Consider the following 21,494-nt stretch of genomic DNA (forward strand, 5'->3'; position numbering starts at 1 on the left):
GGCTGGCGGGCCGAGCGCCCCTCAGCCGGTCACCCGCGACCGCTCCCCGCTCCGAAGTCCCGTACCGCGGTCCGGACGATCTCCTCCAGCCGCGCGTGGTGTGCTCCCCGCCAGTACACCCGCCCGCAGGAGCGGCACTGGGCGAAGACGTCGTAGGTGCGCTCGGTGCCGCTCTCCAGCCGCTGCCGCACCGTCTCCTTGTCGCTGTCCTCCAGCAGACCGTTGCAGGCGGTGCACCGGGTCCAGGGAGCCAGTGCCGGACGGAACCTGTCCAGCACGTCCCGCAGCTGTTCGTCCGGACGGTGGCTGTGGACGTAGGCCCCGGACCAGATCTCCCGCCGGTGGAGCAGCCCCCGGTCCCGGGAGAGCAGCACCCGCCGCTCGGCCGCCGACAGCCGGGCGAGCGCGGGGTCGCCGGCGTCCTCGCTGTCGTAAGCGGCGTCGACTCCGAGCAGCCGCAGCCGCCGGGCCAGCGTTCCCAGGTGCACGTCGAGCAGGAACCGCAGCGGTGCGCCGGGCACCCGCTGGGGTCGTGCGACCGGCCGCACCTCCACCGCCTCGTCCCCGGTGGGAACGAACGAGACCGGCGCCTCCCGCCCGTCGACGAGCAGCTCTCCGACCTCGGTGAGCGGAACGCCGAGCGACTCGACGACGTGTCCGAGGCTGGAGGTTCCGTCGACGGGCACCGCCGCCGATGCCCGGCGGCGGTCGGACTGCACGAAGAAGCGCAGTTCCGGGGCGAGACTGAGGCGGATCTCCGGTCGGTTCACATCGCCAGCATGCCACCGGCCGTCCGGAGGGATCAGGCGGAGAGCCGGGACGGGCTTCAGGCTCCGCCAGTGACCGGTCCGGGTTTCCGGCGGCGCCTCTCGCCTGGTCGGCCAACGCCCCTCGGCGACCGCCGGCATCCGCAGCTGGGCGCCGCCCAACGCCGGCGGCAGGACCACGGCGAGCGGGGGGAGGGCGAAGACGGTGAAAGCCCCCTACTCGCCGAGGCCGGTGCTCATCGGCACACCGCCCAGCCAGGGCGCAGACATCGCCCCGATTTTCGCGACGGACGAGGCCCCCGCTCCCCCGTTGGTGCGGATCGCGATCGGGTAGCAGGTGGCCGTAGGCGTGGGCGAAGCCCAGCGTCAGGGCGCCGAAGCACAGGACGCAGATGGCTGCAGGTGGCTCACTCTCGGCACCGTCGGGCCGTCGAGGAACGTCAGCAGGCAGCAGACGCCGAACAGCGGGAGGCAGGCGGCGCCGCGCGGCCCCTCGATGATGGGGGCGGTGGCGACGGTGTGGGGGCGGTCAGGCCAGCAGCCCGGCCAGTTCAGCGGCGTGCCGCAAGGTACCGCGGAGCATCTCGGCGGTCAGGGTGCCGGTGAACATGTTGCGCTGACTGGGGTGGTAGCAGCCGATCAGCCGGAGCTGCCGCTCGCCGCAGGCGTCGCCGAGCAGCACCTCCGTCGCGTGCCCGAAGGCCGGCCGTGGGCTGGGGACCTGCCAGCCGGCCCGGCTCAGCACGGGGAGGAGCGCCTGCCAGGCGAAGCCGCCGAGCGCGACGATCGCCACCAGTGTGGGCCGCAGCAGTTCCAGCTCGCGCGCCAGCCAGGGCCGGCAGGTGTCCCGCTCCTCCCGGCTGGGCCGGTTCTCCGGGGGTGCGCAGTGGACGGGGACGGTGATCCGCACCCCGTGCAACCGCAGGCCGTCGTCCCGGTGTTCGACGACCGGTTGGGAGGCGAGCCCGATGTCGTACAGCGCGGCGTAGAGTGCGTCGCCGGAAGGGTCCCCGGTGAAGATGCGGCCGGTGCGGTTGCCCCCGTGTGCGGCGGGTGCCAGCCCCACCACGGCGAGTCTGGCGTCCGGCGGCCCGAGGCCTGGGACCGGCCGGGCCCAGTACGTCCAGTCCTGGAACGCCTTCCGCTTGACCCGGGCCACCTCCTCGCGCCAGGCCACCAGCCGGGGGCAGGCCCGGCAGCGGACGACCCGGGAGTCCACTCCGGCGAGGTCGGTCGCCCCGGGCGCGGACCGCGCCGGGAAGTCCGGCTGCTCGGTGCCGCCGCGCCGGCCCGGTCCGCTGCTCCCGGCCTGACGGTGGTGCATACGGCCTCCTCGCTGCGGGGTCCGGGCCGGCGTCATCCGGGCTGGCCGACTGCCCGGCCGCAGTGGCCGGGTGGGGTTCGAGGGCGGCGCGTCCGTCACCACCGCCGTCCAGACGTTACGTGATGGGAGCCGCCGACCGGCGCGTTCGCGCCCCGGGCGAGGCGTTGAACGGCGGGACGGCTGCTCAGCCCGGACGGGACAGGAGTACTCTCCATCGCGCTAACACTCCAATCGACCGCGCACTGACAGGACGTCAGTGCGTGTACGGAGGACCTATGTCCGTACGAAGAAGTTCCCGGCTGCGGCCCGGTGCCCTGATAACGGCCTCGGCCGCGGGCCTGCTCGCTGTCGGGCTGAGCGCCGTTCCGGCGTCGGCGCACACCCCCAGGTGGTCGGTGACCTGCTCCGAGGTGAGCATCGACCTGACCGCCTACAACGGGGGTGTCACCAACACCGTGAGCGTCACGGCGGGCGACGAGGAGTTGCTGTCGGCCGAGACGTTCGGCCGGGAGTTCCACCAGCAGCTCACCCTGCCGGAGCACCACGCCGAGCTGGACGTCCGCCTCGTGGTCAAAGCCGGGGACGGCGAGCGTTTCTCGCTCGACGAGACCAAGACCGCACCGGTGTGTGAGGACGACACCCCGGCTCCCAGCCCCACGGTGTCGGAGTCCACCCCGCCGCCCGCGGAGCCCACCACCGAGGCACCGCCCGCCACCTCCACCCCCAGCGCCGCCCCCGCGCCCCAGGGCGGCTCGTCCGATCTCGCGGAGACCGGCAGCTCCAGCGCCACCCCGATCATCGCCGGTGTGGCCGCCGCGGCCCTGCTCGCCGGCGGCGGCATCCTCGTCGCCACCCGGAAGCGCCGGGCCGCCCAGCGCTGACGGACCGGCACCCGGTGCAAAGCCCGGCGGCCCTAACCGGCCGCCGGGTCTCCGCTTCCCTCCGCGCCACACACCGCTGACGAGCCGAAGGGTGCCCGCGTCAACCGGACGGGCCGACGTCCCCGCCCGCCGCGTGACGCACCCGCAGATCGACGACGGCGACCGCGAGGGCCAGCAGTACGAAGACCACGGAGACCCCCAGGCCACGGCGGAGGGCAGCGGCCCAGTCGCTCCCGCCGGTGGAGGCCAGGGTGGAGAAGAAGACGCTCCCCACGGCGGCGATACCCATCGCCGACCCCATCCGCTGACCGGTCTGCAGTACCCCGCCGGCGCTCCCGCCCTGCGCCGGTGGCACCCGGGCCAGGGTAAGCGTCTGGTTGGGCGCGATGACCAGTCCGCTGCCGAGGCCGGCCAGCAGCAGCGGAGCCACCGCCGCCCAGCCCGCGCCGCGCCCCGGCACCTGGAAGACGGCGAAGACGACCCCCGCCAGGCCGGTCGCCACCATGACCAGCCCCACCACCACCAGCGGACGCCCGAACCGGCTCACGGTACGGCCACCGACCGATGCCGCGGCGGCAGATCCGAGGGCGAAGGGGGTGGTCGCCAGCCCGGCGAGCAGGGCGCTGTACCCCAACCCGGACTGGAGGTAGAGGGTGAAGACGAAGAAGATCGAGGTGAACCCCGCGAAGTAGAAGAGCATGATCAACGCGCCGAGGCTGTAGGTCCGTTCCCGGAACAGCCCCAGGTCGACCAGTGGCGCGGCACGCCTGGCATGGCGCTTCTCCCAGCGGACGAACAGCACGAGCAGAACGGCCCCCACCGGCACCAGCAGCCACTTGACGGCTCCGCTCCACTGGCGTACTTCGACCAGCGGCAGCAGGAACAGGGTGACCGCGGTGCCCAGCAGTACGATCCCGACCGGGTCGAGGTCCTGCCGGCAGGCCTTCGGCCGGCTGTCCGGTCCCGGTAGCAGGACGCGGGCCGCCAGCAGGGCGCCGATCCCGATCGGCGCGTTGACGAAGAAGATCCACCGCCAGCCGTGCGTGGCTCCGAAGAGTTGGATGATCAGCCCGCCGAGCACCGGACCGACCGCGGTGGAGATGCCGATGACCGTGCCGTAGGCACCGAAGGCGCGTCCCCGCTCGGCTCCCCGGAACATCTGCTGGATGAGCGCGGTGACCTGCGGAGTCATCACTCCGCCGGCCAGCCCCTGGAAGAAGCGGGCGAGTACCAGCCAGAGCGCCGTCTGCGCCGCCCCGCACAGCACGCTCGCCGTCGTGAACAGCACCAGACCGGTCATGAACATCATGCGTCGGCCACGGGCGTCGCCGATCCGTCCCGCCGGCACCAGCATGAGGCCGAAGGTGAGGGCGTAGCCGGACAGCACCCACTGGAGGTCGCTCTCGGAGGCGTGGAGCCCGTCCCGGATGGAGGGCAGCGCCACGTTGACGATGGAGACGTCGAGCAGCGTCATGAACCCGGCCACCAGGCAGACCCCGAGCGCCTTCCACCGGTTGGGGTCCGGGGTGAAGGAGGGTTCGGCGGGGGGTGTCGTCTGGCCCACAGAGCTTCCTCTCGCCGGCGCACCCACTACGGCCGGCCCGTCCGACAGCCTTGATCAGTTCTTTGAAGACTATGGGTGGCGGGCCGGACTCGCCCGATCGCCCCTCCTCCGGCGGCCGCGGTCCACCGCCGGGCCGGACTCGTCGGCCTCCGGGGTGGCCGGCCCTGCGGCGGCCCGGCCACCCCGGTTGTTCGACCGCGGCCCCCGGGTCAGCCGGTCTTGCGGGCCACCGCCCCGTACATCGCGATGTCCTCGTCCCGGATCGTCCCGTCCTGCGAACCGTCCGGACGCCAGTGGTGGACCTGCGTTATGCCGGGCTCGGACAGCTCCATGCCCGTGAAGAACTCCTCGGCCTCGGCGCGGGTACGCAGCCGCATCGGCATGTTCCGGGCGGCGTACTCCCGGGCCACCCTGCCCACCTCGTCGGGGGCGAAGTCGGCGGTGCCGATGGACATGGCGAGGTAGCTGCCGACGGGCAGCGGTTCCATCAGGCGCCGGACGATGCCCACCGCGTCGTCCTCGTCGAGGACGAAGTGCACGATGGCGATGACGGTCAGCGCCACGGGGCGGTCGAGGTCGAGGGTCTCACGGAACTCGGGAGCCCTCAGGATGGTGGCCGGATCCCGCATGTCGGCCTCGATGTAGGCCGTCCTGCCCTGCGAGGTGCTGGAGAGCAGCCCCTGGGAGAGGGTGAGCACGATCGGGTCGTTGTCGACGTAGACCACGCGGGACTCGGGGGCCACCTCCTGGGCGATCTCGTGGAGGTTGGGTGAGGTGGGAATCCCGGTGCCGATGTCGAGGAACTGCCGGACCCCGGCCTCCTCCGCGAGGTAGCGGACGGCGCGGTGCATGAAGTCCCGGTTGGCCCGCATGTGGATCGGCAGCGCCGGCCACTCCCGGGCCATCGCCTCCCCGGCCTCCCGGTCCGCGCGGTAGTAGTCCCTACCTCCGAGGATGTAGTCGTAGATACGGGCCGAGTGTGCGTTCTCGGTGTCGATTCGGTCGGCAGGCCATCCGTTCTCTGGCAACGCCGCCCCTCCCATCGGTCGTTGTGTCAGGACGCTCCGCACCCGTCCGGGCGAACCCGGCCGGATGCGGACGGCAGTGGCCGGCGCCGGGCCGGCGGTCTCGCGCGGTGCTGCGGGCGGACGGGCCCGGTGCCGCTCCCCGCGGTGCGGTCGGGACCGCACCGTCACAGGTCCTCGCGCACGGCGGCGAGCAGGCTCTTGGTCCGCTTCTCCTGCGCGGCCTGGGCGCAGAGCCGGTCCAGCGCCTCGCGGTAGTCGAAGACGTCGTCCGGCTTGTCGAGGTAGACGGCCCCGATCAGGCCGCTGACGTAGACGACGTCGGGCAGTTCGGGGAGCCGGAACCTGAGGAGTTGGAAGGTACCGGCCGGCGTCGCCGGGTGGGGGCCGTTGGCGAACGGCATGATCTGGAGTTTGACGTGCGGCAGCTCGGCGACCTCGAGCAGGTGATCGATCTGGGCGCGCATCACTCTGGCGCCGCCGACCGGCCACCGCAGGACCGTCTCGTCCATCACCACCCACAGCAGCGGGGGGTCCGGACGGTGCAGCACCTCCTGGCGTTTCATGCCCAACGCGACCCGGCGCTCGGTGGCCTCGGTCGGCGCGTGCGGGTTGGCCGCCAGGACGAGGGCGCGCGCGTACTCCTCGGTCTGCAGCAGCCCGTGGACGAACTGCCCCTCGTAGGCGCGGACGTGGAGTGCGGCCTGCTCCAGGCTCAGATAGGCGCCGAACCAGTCCGGCATCACATCGCGGTAGGTGTGCCACCAACCGTGTTTGTTCGCCTCACGGACGAGTTGCAGGAAGGTGGCGATCTCGTTCCGGTCGGCCACCCCGTAGGTGCGCAGCAGCTTCTCGATGACCGGCACCCGGAGCCGGGCCACTTTGGCCGCCTCCATCCGGCGGATGGTCGAGTGGCTGACGTCGATGGCCTGGGCCGCCTGGTCGTAGGAGAGGCCGGCACGGGTCCGCAACTCCTCGAGCTGGCGGCCGAGGACCATCCGCAGAACGGTGGGAGCCCCGCCCCAGCCACTGTCGGCCGCCACTGCCCTGCCTCCCCGCTCAGGCTTTCGTACCCCCGTAGTGTGCCATGTCGCGATCAAGAAAAATGACAGCCTGCAATTTTCAATTTAGCGCTTGCGACCTGTCTCTGGCAGTCATCATAGTTGTGGACAGTAACGCAGGATGTTGCTGCGGTGACGCAGCATCACCATCAGCGGGAACGGCCGAGTGCGGCCGCCAGCCGGCGGCGGTCGGCTTCCGCCGCGTTCACAGGCCCCTGAGCATCCGCCGCGGTCAGCCACGCCGTGCCGGAGGCGCGGGGACCGCGAAGGAAAGGCGACAGACATGGCCCCCTCCGCCTCGACGGAACTCACCACCGCTCCCGTCCACGAGCATCCCGGCCAGAGATCGGCCCCGGCGGCCCGTGGCTCCCTGAGACCACCGCGGCGCCCGGGACGGCCGGGCAGGGCGACCCGCTCCAGCCACGAAGGACGGCCGGCATGAGCCCGTTCGCAGACCACGGCCCCCTCACCGCCTCCCCGCAGCAGGGGGCTCCGCCGACCTTGAACCGGGCGGCGGGCACGGCGTGCGCGCCCCGTCTCGGGGGTCGAGGGGCGCTGCGGCTTCCGTCCACTCTCCCGGCGGGGCTGCCGTGTGACGCCGTCGAGATGTCGGAGGCCACCGGGCAGGCGGTGCTGGCGAGCCTGCCGCGCACCGGTTGTGTCTTCTCAGGCGATGGCCGATGGGGTCTGGTGGTGCCGGAGGGCTCGGACATCGGAGTCCACTGGCCCTCCATCGTGCGGTACTCCCCGCGCGCCATGGTGACCGTCCCGTACCGGGGGAAGCCGGTCCCGGACACCCCGGGCCGTCGGCTGGTGCACTGGCCCGAGGACGCGGTCCCGTACACGCATCCGATCCTGCTGTACATCGCGGTCTGCGCCATCGCCGGGGTGCCGCCGGTCTGGTCCGCGGTCGGCAGGGGGCGGCAGGAGGCTCCGGCGGTGGACGGACCGCCGCGCCGCCACGCGACCGGACGTACCCCGCCGGTGGGGTCGGGCGCCACCAGCTCACACTCCGGCCGGGGCTGAGCCCGGTACCGACAGCGCGGCCCGGCTCAGCCCCGGCCGGAGTGCCGAATTTCGCTGGCACGGGCCGAATCGGGGTGACAGGGTGTCGCGCCATGGAACGCCGACAGATCAGTGCCCTTGCCCACGCCGACCATCCGGTCGCCGCCCCGCTCAGCGACGGCTCGGTCGCGCGACTCCTGGAGCGGGCGCTACCGGCCGAGGGCCGCGTCCTCGATCTCGGTTGCGCTGAGGCGACCTGGCTGTCCCGGGCCCTGCGGCAGCGCCCCGCACTCCGGGCCGACGGTGTGGACATCGACGCCGCCACCGTCGCCCAGGCCCGCCTGCGGTTGGCCGACGAGGGCCTGGACGACCGGATCACCCTCCACGCCCAGGACGCTGGGGAGTTCCCTGCGGACGGCGGGTACGACCTGGTGCTGTGCGTCGGGGCCGCCCATGCCTTCGGTGGGCTGCTGCCCACCCTCCGGGCGGTCCGCCGCCACCTCGCCCCGGGCGGCGCGGCGCTCGTCGGCGACGGCTTCTGGGAACGGGATCCGGATCAGCGCTGCCTCGACGCGGGGTTCCGCTCCGACGACTACACCGACCTCGCAACGACCGTGGAGACGATCACGGCTGACGGCTGGACGCCGACCTACGGGCACATCAGCACCATCGAGGAGTGGGACGACTACGAGTGGTCCTGGACCGGATCGCTCTCCCGCTGGGCCCTGGAGCACGACTGCTCACCCGAGGGCGCGACGGCCCTGGAGGCCGCCGCCGAGCATCGCACCGCCTGGTTGCGCGGCTACCGCGGCACCCTCGGCTTCCTCACGGTGCTACTCCGTGCGACACCGGGGAGCTGAGCCGTCGGAGCCGCCCGCTCCGCTTGGAGTCGGGCCGCACCGGGGCGGGCGGGAGGCCGGCGGCTCCGGCCATCGGGAGAGGCGGCGGTGACCGTTCTGGGGATCGAGGAGTACGGGCGGCTGTCCGCCCGGCGGATCGCCGCCGCGGTGGGTTCGGGCGATCTCTCGGCGCATGAAACCGTCCTGGCGGCGCTCGCCCGCATCGCCCGGGACGACCCGGCCGTTCGGGCGTTCACCGAGGTGTGGCCCGAACAGGCGATGGCCCGGGCCGCCGAGGTGGATCGTCAGGTGCGGGCAGGTGAGCACCTGCCGTTGGCGGGGGTGCCCCTGGGGGTCAAGAGGACCGAGGGCCGCGATTCGCACCAGTCGGTGAGGCTGCTGCGGGCCGGCTGCGTCCCGGTCGGAGCCACCGCCACCCCGGGCCGGGGCACCCCGTGGCAGACCTGGGGCGCCACCGACCGCGGCCCCACGCTCAACCCCCGTGGGAAGCAGTGGAGCCCGGGCGGTTCCTCGGCCGGCTCGGCCGCGGCGGTGGCCGCCGGCATGGTGCCGCTGGCCACCGGTAGCGACGGCGCCGGGTCCGTACGCATCCCCGCCGCCTGGTGCGCGATCACCGGCCTGAAACCCACCAACGGGCGGGTGCCCGCCCGGGACCGCGCCGGGCTGAACGTCGCGGGACCGCTCGCCCGCTACGCCCGCGATGCCGCCGTCTACCTCGACGCCCTCGCCGGCACGGCGCTCGGCCCGTACCTCGCACGGCCCGCCCGGCCGCTGCGCACCGCGTGGTCCGCGACGCTCGGCTTCGCCGACACCCTCGACCGGGTGGCCGAACCGGCCAGCGCCTTCCTGGACAGGCTCGCCCGCGCCCGGGCCGTCGTCCGGAGCGACGCTCCCGTCCGGCTGCCCGACCCGGCGGAATGCTGGTACGCCCGGCGGGGGCGGACCTCCGATCGCCCCGCCCCGGAGCCGGGGAGCGGCAGTCCTTCTCTGCACCGGGCGCTCGACGGCGCGTTCACCGGAGTCGACCTTCTGGCCACCCCCACCACCCCCCACCCACCGCACGGCCACCAGGGGCCGGGCAGCACCATCAACACCGCGTTGACCTGGGCGTTCAACATCACCGGCCACCCGGCCGTCAGTATCCCCGCCGGCTGCACGGCCGCCGGGGAGCCGGTGGGCCTCCAACTGGTCGCCCGACATGGCCGGGAGGCCGATCTGCTGGCCGTGGCCGCCGCGGCCGAACAGATCACCGCGCCGCACTGAGGTTCCACCGCTCCCCCGTCGGGGAGCGGCCGAGTCCAGAGGACGCGGGACCCGGACCATCGGGACGGGCGGGGACCCCTCGCCCGCGGCGGAACGGAGTCCGCACCACCGCCGTCACATCACCACCGCGCGCTCCGCCGGGGCACACGCCTTCCACAGCGGGAGGCCACCGCCGGTTCCGCGGGAACGCTTCGACCACCTCTGGATCAGACAAATCCCCCTTACGGGCATATCGTATGACTGATGGCAGGGAAGTCTGCCATTCTTCCCAGTCCCCTTCCGAGCTCGGCCGAAGGCGGTGTACCCCACGGAGAGCGGCACGAAGACCGATGCGAAGAGCGGAAAGGCCGCGGCGCTGGCCCGTGAGATCGCGAAGTTCGGCGCGGTCGGCGGGCTGGGGATCGGCGTCAACTTCGCGGTGTTCAACCTACTGCGCTCGATCTCCGCCCTCTCGGTGCTGCGGTGCAGCATCATCGCCACCGTCGCCGCCATCGTCTTCAACTACCTGGGGCTGCGCTACTACGCCTACCGCCACCGCGCCGGCCACGGCCACGCCCGGGAGTTCACCCTTTTCTTCCTGTTCAGCGTGGCGGGCCTGGGTATCGAGAACGGCGTGGTGTACGCCGCGACCGACTGGCTCCACCGCTACTCGTCGTTGGAGACCAACGTCTTCAAGTTCACCGGGGTCGGAGTCGCCACGCTCTTCCGCTTCTGGTCCTACCGCACCTGGGTCTTCACCGTGCCGGGCGCACGGCAGGCGGACCGGCGCGGCTGAGGCGTCTCCTTCGACTCTTCGCGGGGGCCCGAGACCGGCCGCGGCACCTCCTTCCGCCATCGCGTCGCACGAGCACATCCCGGTCATGCGGCAACGCGGCGAGGCTGGCGGTCGACGTGCGTCCGGCGGAGAACTCGGGACGCCTCGGAACGAGGCGGGCGGGACTCAGCGACTCCGGTGCTGAGCCGGCGGCAGGTAGACGCGGTGGCCCCGGAAACGGCTGGACTTCGTGAGGGTCACCTCACGCCAGGAGCGGGCGTAGGCCGGCGGCCGGTCATGCGGCGCGACCATGACGCCCACCGGCAGACGGCGGGCGGCGGCCACCACCCCGGCGGGGGTGATGCTGGTGTCCGCCCCGGCGGTCTCCCGGGTGACGCAGCCGGTGTACACCGAGATGCGGACGTCCATGTGACCCGAGATCAGGCAGGGCGGCCGCAGGCCGAGCGTGTGCAGTTGGGCCGCGACCTTCTGGTACTCCCGGCGCATGTGCCGGTTGCCCTCGGTGACCCGGTTCAGCACCCCGTACTGGACGGCGAGGTGCCCGGTGAGCACGGCGACCACCGCCAGGGCCCCCAGCGGTCGCAGACGGCCGGCCGAACCGCTGACCAGCCGCCGCAGGCAGTCGGCGGCGGGCAGCGCGAGCAACGCATAGGTGGGCAGCAGGAAACGCGGGGCGGCGTAGTCGATCAGGAACAGGTAGGGCACCGCCATCGCGCCGGCGACCACGATCGGCACCACCACGGTGGCGGCCCTCCGGCTGCGGACCGCCACCACGCTGCCGGCCGCCACCACCAGCGGGAGGAGGAACCACCACACCGCGGTGACGGGGTCCCGCCAGGGCACGTCGCACGGCCGGCACAGCACCCGACCGTCCAGGCTGCGCACCTGGTCGTCCACGGCCATATGCCATCCCATACCGCCCTGGATCTCGCTGGCGCGGTGCAGGCGGGCGGACAGCCCCCCGTAGTGCGTGTACGCTTCCACCACCCATTCGAGGGATCCGGCAACCACACCGGCCAGGATGACCAGCAGGATCGCCGGACGGCGCCAACGCCGGACCGCCAGACTCAGAATCCCGAGCCCCACCGCGAGCCACACCGCGTCGGGCGGGCGCATCAGCGCCACCACCGCGATCCCCGCCGCCATACCCGCAAGTGCCTTGCGGTCTGTGCGGTCGCCCGCGGCGCGCAGGAAACAGCCGGTGGCCGCCAGCGCACCGAAGGCCGTCCAGACGTTGGGCATCACCTGCGGCGCGTAGTACAGCGTGATCCACAATGTGCTGAACAGCGCCCCCGCGGCGGCGAGCACCCCGACCGGCAGCAGCCTCCGCCAGGCCGACAGCGCCAGGAAGAGCCCGGGTCCGGAGAGGACCGCCAGGTAGATCCGGAGCGCGGTCGCCGAGGAGGTGAACGCGGCGATCGGCGCCACCAGGTAGGAGATCCCGCGGGCGCGTGGAGCGCTGAGGAAGGCGGTGGGCAGGTCCCTGCTGACCTGGCTGGTGTAGATGCTCTCGTCCCAGCCGAGCCCCGTCCCCGGCACCACCAGCAGGCACTGCAGCGCGACGAAGACCACGCACAGAATGACCAACCAGGGGACGGTACGAGGCGTACGGGACGTCTCCAGCCGCACGTCATGCTGCGGCGCTGTCCGGGGATCGGGGGACAGCCGTTCCTGCATAGGGGGACCTCTCGGGCGTCCACGCCGGCGGAGGTGACGGCGTCTGGCCTCCACCCTCATCCGTGCCGACCGGCGGCAGCTCTCGGACTGGGCCATCCGGAGCAGCGAATTCACCGTCGGAGGGGTCGGCGGCCGGCCGTGGCCCTGAAGATCCGGCGGAGGTGGTCGGTGGGGGCCGGACCACCGCTGCACGGCCGGGACGACGAGGACGGCGATCAGCCGAGGCGGCTCAGCAGGCCCTGCAGGAACTCCTCGGTGGCCGCGGGGGGTTCGGACTCCGCCCGGAGTCGCTCCATGATCGAGGAGTACCGCAGCAGGTCGCCCTCCTTGTCCAGGTAGACCGCACCGGTCAGCTGCTCCAGGTAGACGAGGTCCGGAAGGTCGTGCTCGTCGAACCGGAGGATGGTGATGGGACATCCGGCCGCAGCGGGGTCCCCGGCGCTGAACGGGGCGACCTGCAAGGTCACGTTGGAGGAGCGTGACATCTCCAGAAGGTGCTCAAGTTGGGCCTTCATCACGGCGGCGCCGCCGAACGGACGGCGCAGCACGGCCTCGTCCACCACGGCCCAGAGCCGGGGTCCGCCGCCGCGTCTCAGCGCCTCCTGACGGGCCATGCGCAACTCGACCCGACGGTTCACCTCTTCGAGTGAAGCAGTCGGATGCCCCAGTCGGGTCACGGCCTGGGCGTAGGCCTCCGTCTGCAGCAGGCCGGGCAGGAACTGGACTTCGTAGGTGCCGATGCTCGAGGCGGCCCCCTCCAGTCCGATGTGCAGCTCGAACCAGTCCTCGAGCACATCGCTGTAGGGGTGCCACCAGCCGGGAACGTTGGCCCGGCGGGCCAGCGCCAGGTAGCCGGCGCGCTCCGCGCCGTCGACCACGCCGTAGAGGCTCAGCAGGTCCTCCAGGTCGCGCTCCTTGAAGCTCACCTGGCCCAGTTCGAGACGGCTGATCTTCGTGTGGGATCCACGGATCCGTTCGCCGGCGGCCTGCCGGCTGATCCCGGACCGCTGGCGCAGCCGGCGGAGCTGAGCGCCGAGTACGATCCGCAGGGCCGTCGGCCCCGTCCACTCCCGCTCCAGGTAGCGGCTGACGGGCAGTTGGCTGTCGGGTCGCGTCGTGGCGCTCAATCGGGCTCCCGTGGGTGGGCTTGGGTCGGGGTCAGTCTCGCACTCGCGTCCGGCCGTGGCGCCGGGCGCCTCGATCGGCTGTCGCGTCGGCGACGGGCATCCGTATCGTCGACACGCCCGCCCCGGCGCCGTTTCGGACATACGTCCGACAGCCAGTCAAACACCTGTGCACGTGCATCTGTACTTACTGATGTGCTCACGAATGTAATTGCAGATGCGCTTGCAGCACGAGCGCCGAGCAGGGAATAGTGGTGCCGGATGGCCCGTTCGTGACGACTGCCGAGAGGCTCCACGGAGATCGCGATGACTGCACATCCCGCCGGTTCAGTAGATGACGTCGTATCCGGCAGGTCCGTGAGCCACTGGCTGGCTCGAGCCGCGCGTGAGATCCTTCCGCCGGACGCCGGCGGAGTCAGGACCACGGGGTTCGCGGCGTGTTCGCTCAGCGCTGACAAGCAGGCCGCCGGCGAGGCCCGCAGGTTCACCCGGTCCACCCTCAGCGGCTGGCAGATGGGCCCGCTGGTGGACAACGTGGCCCTGATCGTCTCCGAACTGTTGAGCAACGCCCTGCGCTACGGGCTGGCGGACACCGCACGGAACGGCGATCAGGCGGCCGTGCCACCGAGGCCGGTCCGGCTGGGCCTCCTGCACCGGGGGCAGACCGTGCTCTGCGCGGTCTGCGACCTCAGCAGTAACGTTCCGGTGCTGCGCAGCCCCGACTACCTGGCACAGTCGGGCCGGGGACTGCACATCATCGACTCGCTCAGCGAGTCGTGGGGGTGGACCACCCCGAACCCCGCGGGCAAGGCGGTGTGGGCGGCGGTTTCCTCGTCCAAGTGACCCGGCCGCAGCGGCGGACCGCCTCGACAGCCGCCGGCCGATTCGCTCCGCGCGATGGACGAACCCCGTCCGGTCCCGGCGCTGCCGGGTGCGGTGACATCGGCGACGCAGCCGAGAGCACGGCTCTCCCCCGCTGCTCCGCCCCGACGGAACGGCTGCTCCGCGAACGGTGCCGCACAGGCGCCGGACGCGGTGGCATGCCATGGTGATTAACGTTCGCGCTCGCACGAGGCGCCGCCCGAGGGCGTGATACCGCCGGGCCGCGGTAGCGGTACGGAACCGCCCCGTGACGGGGCCGCCGCCCGGCAGGGCCGTAGCGGGCGCCTGCCGACGCCCGAAAGACCTATGAGGGAGAAGTAGCGGTGACCACAGTTCCGCAGCGCACGCTCAACGACGGCCGTACAATGCCGGCCCTGGGCCTGGGCACCTACCCGCTGCCGGACGGCGTCGCCGAGGAAGCGGTGGCCGATGCCCTGGGCACCGGCTACCGACTGATCGACACCGCCGCCAACTACGGCAACGAGACCGGTGTCGGTCGCGGCGTCGCCCGTTCCGGGGTGGCCCGGGAGGACATCCGGGTGACCACGAAGCTCCCCGGTCGCCACCACGGTTACGAGGAGACCCTGGCCTCCTTCGAGGAGTCCCGCGCCCGGCTCGGCCTGGAGTACGTCGACCTCTACCTCATCCACTGGCCGCTGCCCCGCCAGGACAGGTACGTCGACTCCTGGCGGGCGATGCTGAAGCTCCGCGACGACGGTCTGATCCGATCCGTCGGCGTCTCCAACTTCACCCAGGAGCAGATCGAGCGCCTCGAGCTGGAGACCGGTGTCCTTCCCGCGGTCAACCAGATCGAGCTGCACCCGCTCCTCGCCCAGCCGGAGCTCCGGGAGTTCCACACCGCGAAGGACATCATCACCCAGAGCTGGAGCCCGCTCGGCCGGGGCAGCTCCCTCCTGGACGATCCGGGCGTCACCGCCCTGGCCGAGTCGCACGGCGTCACCCCGGCTCAGGTGATCCTCCGGTGGCACGTGCAGCTGGGCGCGGTGCCGATTCCCAAGTCCGGCGACCCGCAGCGCCGCCGCAGCAACCTGGACGTCTTCGGTTTCACGCTCACCCCCGACGAACTGGCGCTCGTCTCGGCCCGCCCGCAGCGCCGCCTCGGCGGCGACCCCGAGCACCACGAGGAGTTCTGAAGGACGCGTCACTTCGTCAGCCGGCGGCACCGGGCCGGTAGGCGGCCGGCGGGCCGTCGACCGGGACATCCGGCGGGAGGACACCAGGCGATGGCGGCGGAACGGGGATGAGCTCGGTCGGCTTCGAGGTCCTCGCGGTCCTCCTGCTCCTGGGCGTCCTGGGGTTCGCCGTGCTGCGCCCGCGCCGCCTGCCCGAGGCGGTGGCGGCGGTGCCGGCGGCCGGGCTGCTGGTGACCGTCGGCGCGGTCTCCCCGCCTGAGGCGTGGGCCGAGGTGCGGCAGCTGCTGCCGGTGGTCGGGTTCCTCGCCGCCGTACTGGTACTGGCCCAGCTCTGCGCCGACGAGGGCTTGTTCACCGCTGCCGGACAGTGGTTGGGCAGCGCCTGCGCCGGCCGGCCCACCCGGTTGCTGGGCGGGGTCTTCCTGGTGGCTTCGCTGGTCACCGCGGTGCTCAGCCTGGACGCCACCGTGGTCCTCCTCACCCCGGTGGTCTTCGCCACCGCCGCCCGGGCGGGCGCCCGCCCCCGGCCGCACGTCTACGCCAGCGCCCACCTGGCGAACGCGGCCTCGCTGCTGCTCCCGGTCTCCAACCTCACCAACCTGCTGGCCTTCGCCGCCTCCGGCCTCACCTTCACCCGCTTCACCTTGCTGATGGCACCCTCCTGGCTGTTCGTCATCGCGCTGGAGTACGCGGTGTTCCGCTGGGTCTTCCGCGCCGACCTGGCCGTGACCACCGCCCCGCCCGAGCGGGCGGAGCCCGTCCGGGTGCCCGTCTTCGCCCTGGGCGTGCTCGCCCTCACCCTCGCCGGCTTCGTCGTCACCTCTTTCGCCGGGCTGCCGCCGGCGTGGGCCGCGCTGGCCGGCGCGCTGGTGCTGGGCGGCCGCGCCCTGGCCCGGAAGCGGACCACGGTGGGTGCGCTGCTCGGCTCGGCCGGGCCGCTGTTCTGCCTGTTCGTCCTCGCCCTGGGCGTCGTGGTCAAGGCGGTGGTGGTGCACGGTCTGGACACCGCGGTCGGAGCCGTGCTGCCGCTCGGCCGGAGCCTGCCCGAACTCCTGACCGTGGCGGCGACCGCCGCCCTCCTGGCCAACCTGATCAACAACCTCCCCGCGGTGCTGGCCCTGCTGCCGATCGTGTCACCGGGTGGAAGCGGTCCTGTGCTGGCCGCCCTGATCGGGGTCAACCTCGGCCCCAACCTCACCTACGTGGGTTCACTGGCCACCCTGCTGTGGCGGCGCGTCCTCCACGAGCACGATGCCGATGCCGGTCTCCGACTCTTCACCCGTCTCGGGCTGTGGACCGTGCCGCTCGGACTCCTCGGTGCCACGATGGCGCTGTGGGCGATGCTGCTGACGGTCGGAGGATGACTCGGTGACGGCGATCGTGTGGATCGTGGAGGACACCTGGCGGGCCACGGTGGACGCCGCCCGCGCACAGGTGCCGGCGGAGGTGGACCTCGCCCTGCTCCATGTCACGGGTGACGATGTCGCCGCCGCCGCGCACGGGGCGTTCGCCGGTCTGCTCGGCCGCGGCCGGCGGGCGCCGGACCCGGGCGAGCGGGTGGCGGACCTCTCCCGGTCCGCCTCCGACGAGTTACTCGAGGCCGCCGCCCGCCGGCTGGAACGCCCCGCCGCCCGACTGCGGCGCCACGGCCGGGTGGAGCGCGTGGTGGTCGAGGCGGCCGACGGTGCCGACCTGCTCGTCTGTGCCCGGGACGGGGACCTCCGCACGCTGGGGCCGCACAGCCTCGGGCCCGCGACCCGGTTCGTCGTCGACCACGCCCCCTGCCCGCTGCTGCTGGTGTGGCCCGAGGCCACGCCCGGAATCGACTCGCTGCCGCCGCCTCCGCCCCGACCACCACCGCCGCCACCGGCTCGATGACGTCTCACGGCCCGGCCGGTCGTCCGGCCGGCGGCGGGACCTGGCTCAGTGGTGGAAGGCCGGGTGGCGGCGCGGCGGCGCGGCACCGGTGAGTTCGTCGAGGCAGCGGCGGAGGTCCTGGGTGAACAGCGCCATCTTGTCCTCGCTGATGCCGTGCCGGATCAGGACCCGGTGGATGACGGTCTCCTGGCGGTTCGCCGGCAGCGGATAGGCGGGCACCTGCCAGCCGCGGCTGCGGAGCCGGTCGGACAGGTCGTAGAGGCTGAAGGACGCGGAGCCGGGGTCGGTGAGCGTGTAGGAGACCGCCGGCAGGGCGCCCCGGCCGTCGTAGAGGAGGCTGAACGGGCCCAGGCCGGCGATGTCGTCGGCGAGCCGTACGGCGGTCTCGGAGCACCGCCGCTGCACTTGGCGGTAGCCCTCCCTGCCGAGTCTCAGCAGCAGGAAGTACTGGGCGACGACCGCGCCTCCGGGCCGGGAGAAGTTCAGGCCGAACGTCGGCATGTCACCCCCCAGATAGCTCACCTTGAAGATCAGTTCCTCGGGCAGGTCCCCGGTCTCCCGCCAGATCACCCAGCCCACGCCGAGCGGCGCCAGGCCGTACTTGTGCCCCGAGGCGTTGATGGAGGCCACCCGCGGCACCCGGAAGTCCCACTCCAGTTCGGGATGGGCGAAGGGAGCGAAGAACCCTCCGCTGGCCGCGTCCACGTGGAGCGGTACGTCCAGGCCGGTGTCCCGCTCGATGGCGTCGAGTTCGGCAGCGAGTTCCTTGACCGGTTCGTAGTCGCAGGTGAAGGTCACTCCGAGGATGGCCACCACACCGATGGTGTTCTCGTCCACGTAACTCCGCAGCTGGCCGGGGCGCAGGCCGGTGGCCGAGGGCTCCAGCGGTACCTGCCGCAGCTCGACGTCGAAGTACCGGGCGAACTTCTCCCAGCACACCTGCACCGGCCCGCACACCAGGTTGGGCCGGTCGGCGGGCTTGCCGGCCTCCTGCCTGGCCTTCCGCCACCGCCTCTTGAGGGCGAGGCCGCTGAGCATCGCCGCCTCGCTCGACCCGGTGGTGGAGCACCCGATGGTCGCGGCGCTGTCCGGCGCGTTCCACAGGTCGGCGAGGAGGTGCACACAGCGGGACTCGACCTCGGCGGTCTGCGGGTACTCGTCCTTGTCGATCATGTTCTTGGCGAGGTTCTCGTCCATCAGCCAGTGGACCTGCGGTTCGCTCCAGGTCGTGCAGAACGTCGCCAGGTTCTGCGCGGCGTTGCCGTCGATCTCCAGTTCGTCGTGGAGCAGTTGGTAGACGGTGAACGGATCGGTGCTGCCGTCCGGGATCCGCCACTTGGGAAGTGAGGCTCCGCTCAGCGTGGTCGCGTAGACATCCGGGCCGCTGTCGCTGCGGCCGCGGTCGACCGAGTGCAAAGCCATGACGTCTCCTGGTGTCCGGTGGATCGGCGTGTCCGGTGGATCGGCCTGTCCGGTGGATCGGCGGAACGCCTCCACTGAACCCGCTGGCCAGCTGGTCCACCAACGGCGAGGCGCGATCGGGGGACCCGCCCCGCCCCCGGCTCCCGCCCCGGGGGCTGCCTCGAGGAGTGGGAGCGGGTGCGGCGGATCAGTCCGGGAAGCCCGTGACCCCCGCGTCGTGCGGCACCACGACCACGGGCAGGTGGGCGTGGTGGACCACTTCGGTGCTGGTCGATCCCAGCCGCAGTCGTCCCCAGGCGCCCGACCCCCGACTGCCGACCACCAGCAGGCAGGCGTCCTCGCTCGCTTCGAGGAGGACCTGTGCCGGTCGGCCGTCCTCGACCCGGGTCTCCACCTCGACCGCCCGGCCCCCGACTTCGCCCTGCAGCTCCGCCACGCTCTCCCGCACCGCTTCGAACGTGGTGTCGCGCAACTCCGTGATGAGCCCCCCACTCACCTCCGGCTGGGTCATCCACTCGTAACCGGTGTAGCGGACCGTGCCGTACTGGTAGGCGCAGACGGCTCTGAGTGGTGCTCCCCGCAGCTGGGCCTCGCGCAGCGCGAAGAGCACCGCCTGACGGGCGGTCGGGGAGCCGTCCGTGCCGACGACGATCGGACGGTCGCTCGGGTTCGTCGGTGTGCCGGTCATGCGCCCTCCGAGGACAGTGCTGCCGGGGTGGCGGGCATTCGGGGTGCCCGGTCAGTGGTCGCCCGCCGAGGCGGCGATCGCCTCGCGGGCGAAGGCCGGGATGATCCCGCCGACCAGCATGGCCTCCCGCTGCCGGTCCGAGAGCCGGTGGCGCACCGTGTACTCCTCGCCGTCGGTGACTGAGCGGACCGGGATCGTCGGGCCCGCGCCCGGTGCGAGGTGCGCGTGGAGGTCCTCCATCCGCAGGACATCGCCCGCGGAGATCCGGTCGTAGTCGGCCGGGTCGTCGAACTCGAGGGCGAGGATGCCGAAGTTCACCAGGTTCTGCCAGTGGATCCGGGCGAAGGACTTCGCGATGACGGCCCGCAGGCCGAGATAGCGCGGGGTGATGGCGGCGTGCTCGCGAGAGGAGCCCTGGCCGTAGTTGTCGCCCCCGACGATCAGATGGCCGCCGCCGTCCTTGAGTTCCCTGGCCCTCCTGGGGTAGTCGGGGTCGATCCGGACGAGGGTGAACTGGGAGAGTTCCGGGATGTTGGACCGGAAGGGGAGCGCCTTGGCGCCGGCCGGCGAGATCTCGTCGGTGGAGACGTTGTCACCGGCCTTGAGCAGGACCGGCACCTCGATGGTGTCGGGCAGGACGTCGAACTGCGGCATCGCCGAGATGTTGGGGCCGCGCTCCAGTTGAACCGTCGAGGCCTGCTCCGGCGGCAGCGGCGGCTCGAACATCTCGGTGTTGACGGTGGCGCGTTCCGGCGGTTCCAGCCGCGGTGCGGCCATGCCGACCTCGGCGGCCCAGTCGCGGGGATCGGTGATCGCCCCGCTGAGGGCCGAGGCGGCGGCGGTCTCCGGCGAGCAGAGCCAGATGGAGTCCTCCTCGGTCCCCGAGCGGCCGGGGAAGTTCCGGGGCACGGTCCGCAGCGAGTTCCGGCCGACGGCGGGCGCCTGTCCCATACCGATGCAGCCGAGGCAGCCCGCCTGGTGGATACGCGCGCCGGCGGCGATCAGCTCGAAGGTGTCCCCGGACCGGGTGAGGTCCTGGAGGATCTCCCGGGAGGTCGGGTTGATGTCGAGGCTCACCCGGCCGGAGGTCTGCCGTCCCTGCACCATCGCGGCGACCACCGCGAAGTCGCGCAGGCCCGGGTTGGCCGAGGAGCCGACCACGGCCTGGTCGAGTGGTTCCCCCGCGACCTCCCGCACCGGCACCACGTTGCCCGGAGAGCTCGGTTTGGCGATCAGCGGCTGGAGGGCGGAGAGGTCGATCTCCTCGTGCAGGTCGTAGCGGGCGCCCGGCTCGGCAAGGAGCTCGGTGAAGTCCAGTTCCCGCCCCTCGGCCCGCAGGAAGTCGCGTACCGCGTCGTCGGCCGGGAAGACGGTCGTGGTCGCGCCCAGCTCCGCCCCCATGTTGGCGATGACGTGCCGGTCCATCGCGGTGAGTCCCGCCAGTCCGGGGCCGTGGTACTCCAGGATGCGGTTGGTCGCGCCGTGGACGCCGTGCCGCCGCAGCATCTCCAGGATGACGTCCTTGGCGCTGACCCAGTCCGGGAGGGTTCCGGTGAGCCGCACGCCCCAGATCTCCGGCATCCGCACGTACAGCGGCCGGCCCGCCATGGCGAGCGCCACCTCCAAGCCGCCCACGCCGACCGCGAGCATGCCGAGGGAACCGGCGGCGCAGGTGTGTGAGTCCGAACCGACCAGGGTCTTTCCGGGGACGCCGAACCGCTGCATGTGGGTGGGGTGCGAGACGCCGTTGCCGGGTTTGGAGAACCACACGCCGAAGCGCTGGGCCGCCGACCGGAGGAAGGCGTGGTCCTCGGCGTTGCGCTCGTCGGCCTGGAGGATGTTGTGGTCGACGTACTGGACGCTGATCTCGGTGCGGACCCGGTCGAGGTCGAGCGCCTCCAGCTCCTGCATGACCATGGTCCCGGTGGCGTCCTGGGTGAGCGTCTGGTCGACCCGCAGCCCGATCTCCTGTCCGGTCTCCATCCGTCCGTCGACCAGGTGGTCCGCGATCAGCTGGTGTGCGACCGTTCCGCCGCTCGCCGTACCGCCCATGGGGTGATCCTCCGTTCGTCGCGCAGCGTGGGAACGTCGCGGCGGTGTGTCACGGATGGCTCCGTGCCGGGGCTCCGGTCCGCCGGGGCGCC

At 72.4% G+C, this 21,494-nt stretch carries 19 protein-coding genes and 1 pseudogene; 10 read left to right on the forward strand and 10 right to left on the reverse strand.

Annotated elements, in window-relative coordinates:
* Window positions 1-29: 29 nt before the first annotated feature.
* A complete protein-coding gene (locus BGP73_RS18880) occupies window positions 30-770 on the reverse strand; it encodes a Mut7-C RNAse domain-containing protein (protein WP_069816480.1) in 741 nt (246 codons plus the stop codon).
* 202 nt (window positions 771-972) lie between these two features.
* Here BGP73_RS18880 and BGP73_RS23785 point away from each other — a divergent pair, with 202 nt between their 5' ends.
* A complete protein-coding gene (locus tag BGP73_RS23785; protein WP_280138192.1) occupies window positions 973-1,101 on the forward strand; it encodes a hypothetical protein in 129 nt (42 codons plus the stop codon).
* 195 nt (window positions 1,102-1,296) lie between these two features.
* On the opposite strand, the gene BGP73_RS18885 is transcribed toward BGP73_RS23785, so the two are convergent.
* Window positions 1,297-2,091 carry a uracil-DNA glycosylase gene (locus BGP73_RS18885; RefSeq protein WP_069816483.1) on the reverse strand — a complete coding sequence of 265 codons (795 nt, stop codon included), beginning with the start codon at window positions 2,089-2,091 and terminating at the stop codon, window positions 1,297-1,299.
* Between the two features lie 275 nt (window positions 2,092-2,366).
* Between BGP73_RS18885 and BGP73_RS18890 the strand changes: the two genes are divergently transcribed.
* Window positions 2,367-2,972: an LAETG motif-containing sortase-dependent surface protein gene (locus BGP73_RS18890; protein ID WP_079127673.1), complete on the forward strand. Its 606-nt coding sequence runs from the start codon at window positions 2,367-2,369 to the stop codon at window positions 2,970-2,972.
* Window positions 2,973-3,004: 32 nt separating this feature from the next.
* Here the strand turns inward: BGP73_RS18890 and BGP73_RS18895 are convergent.
* The 3 genes and pseudogenes from BGP73_RS18895 to BGP73_RS18905 all read right to left on the reverse strand — a co-directional run bounded on the left by BGP73_RS18895 (window position 3,005) and on the right by BGP73_RS18905 (window position 6,559).
* Window positions 3,005-4,536: pseudogene (locus BGP73_RS18895) on the reverse strand (MFS transporter).
* A 209-nt stretch (window positions 4,537-4,745) separates the two neighbouring features.
* A complete protein-coding gene (locus BGP73_RS18900) occupies window positions 4,746-5,564 on the reverse strand; it encodes an SAM-dependent methyltransferase (RefSeq protein ID WP_244501263.1) in 819 nt (272 codons plus the stop codon).
* Window positions 5,565-5,728: 164 nt separating this feature from the next.
* Window positions 5,729-6,559 (reverse strand): helix-turn-helix domain-containing protein, encoded by an 831-nt coding sequence (locus tag BGP73_RS18905; protein WP_374701168.1) that lies wholly within the window; start codon window positions 6,557-6,559, stop codon window positions 5,729-5,731.
* Between the two features lie 501 nt (window positions 6,560-7,060).
* On the opposite strand from BGP73_RS18905, the gene BGP73_RS23345 reads away from it, so the two are divergent.
* From BGP73_RS23345 to BGP73_RS18925, 4 genes are all read left to right on the forward strand, one after another.
* The gene (locus BGP73_RS23345; RefSeq protein WP_212732824.1) at window positions 7,061-7,648 is read left to right on the forward strand and encodes a hypothetical protein; all 588 of its coding nucleotides are present in this window, start codon (window positions 7,061-7,063) and stop codon (window positions 7,646-7,648) included.
* A 92-nt stretch (window positions 7,649-7,740) separates the two neighbouring features.
* Complete coding sequence (locus BGP73_RS18915; protein WP_069816492.1) at window positions 7,741-8,487, forward strand: SAM-dependent methyltransferase; 747 nt, start codon at window positions 7,741-7,743, stop codon at window positions 8,485-8,487.
* Window positions 8,488-8,574: 87 nt separating this feature from the next.
* Window positions 8,575-9,750, forward strand: a complete 1,176-nt coding sequence (locus BGP73_RS18920) for an amidase (RefSeq protein ID WP_069816494.1) — start codon at window positions 8,575-8,577, stop codon at window positions 9,748-9,750.
* 298 nt (window positions 9,751-10,048) lie between these two features.
* Window positions 10,049-10,525 carry a GtrA family protein gene (locus BGP73_RS18925; protein WP_069816496.1) on the forward strand — a complete coding sequence of 159 codons (477 nt, stop codon included), beginning with the start codon at window positions 10,049-10,051 and terminating at the stop codon, window positions 10,523-10,525.
* Between the two features lie 165 nt (window positions 10,526-10,690).
* Here BGP73_RS18925 and BGP73_RS18930 read toward each other — a convergent pair whose 3' ends face one another.
* Together BGP73_RS18930 and BGP73_RS18935 are read right to left on the reverse strand one after the other, a co-directional pair.
* Window positions 10,691-12,112 carry a hypothetical protein gene (locus tag BGP73_RS18930; protein WP_079127674.1) on the reverse strand — a complete coding sequence of 474 codons (1,422 nt, stop codon included), beginning with the start codon at window positions 12,110-12,112 and terminating at the stop codon, window positions 10,691-10,693.
* A 305-nt stretch (window positions 12,113-12,417) separates the two neighbouring features.
* A complete protein-coding gene (locus tag BGP73_RS18935; protein ID WP_069816499.1) occupies window positions 12,418-13,329 on the reverse strand; it encodes a helix-turn-helix domain-containing protein in 912 nt (303 codons plus the stop codon).
* A 354-nt stretch (window positions 13,330-13,683) separates the two neighbouring features.
* On the opposite strand from BGP73_RS18935, the gene BGP73_RS18940 reads away from it, so the two are divergent.
* The 4 genes from BGP73_RS18940 to BGP73_RS18955 all read left to right on the forward strand — a co-directional run bounded on the left by BGP73_RS18940 (window position 13,684) and on the right by BGP73_RS18955 (window position 17,240).
* Entirely contained in the window at window positions 13,684-14,169 is a 486-nt protein-coding gene (locus BGP73_RS18940; protein WP_244501264.1) for an ATP-binding protein, read from the forward strand.
* 404 nt (window positions 14,170-14,573) lie between these two features.
* Complete coding sequence (locus BGP73_RS18945; RefSeq protein ID WP_374701169.1) at window positions 14,574-15,362, forward strand: aldo/keto reductase; 789 nt, start codon at window positions 14,574-14,576, stop codon at window positions 15,360-15,362.
* A 107-nt stretch (window positions 15,363-15,469) separates the two neighbouring features.
* A complete protein-coding gene (locus tag BGP73_RS18950; protein WP_069816503.1) occupies window positions 15,470-16,726 on the forward strand; it encodes an SLC13 family permease in 1,257 nt (418 codons plus the stop codon).
* Window positions 16,727-16,730: 4 nt separating this feature from the next.
* Entirely contained in the window at window positions 16,731-17,240 is a 510-nt protein-coding gene (locus BGP73_RS18955; protein ID WP_069816505.1) for a universal stress protein, read from the forward strand.
* Window positions 17,241-17,285: 45 nt separating this feature from the next.
* Here BGP73_RS18955 and BGP73_RS18960 read toward each other — a convergent pair whose 3' ends face one another.
* The 3 genes from BGP73_RS18960 to BGP73_RS18970 form a co-directional block, all read right to left on the reverse strand.
* Window positions 17,286-18,662, reverse strand: coding sequence for a glutamate decarboxylase (locus BGP73_RS18960; protein ID WP_069816507.1), 1,377 nt, complete (start codon window positions 18,660-18,662; stop codon window positions 17,286-17,288).
* Between the two features lie 187 nt (window positions 18,663-18,849).
* Window positions 18,850-19,350 carry a universal stress protein gene (locus BGP73_RS18965; protein ID WP_069816509.1) on the reverse strand — a complete coding sequence of 167 codons (501 nt, stop codon included), beginning with the start codon at window positions 19,348-19,350 and terminating at the stop codon, window positions 18,850-18,852.
* Window positions 19,351-19,401: 51 nt separating this feature from the next.
* On the reverse strand, window positions 19,402-21,402 hold the full coding sequence (locus BGP73_RS18970; RefSeq protein WP_069816512.1) for an aconitate hydratase: 2,001 nt from the start codon (window positions 21,400-21,402) through the stop codon (window positions 19,402-19,404).
* Window positions 21,403-21,494 lie beyond the last annotated feature (92 nt).

Origin of the sequence: Streptomyces sp. TP-A0874 (assembly GCF_001748085.1) — a bacterium.
Classification (GTDB): Bacteria; Actinomycetota; Actinomycetes; order Streptomycetales; family Streptomycetaceae; genus Streptomyces.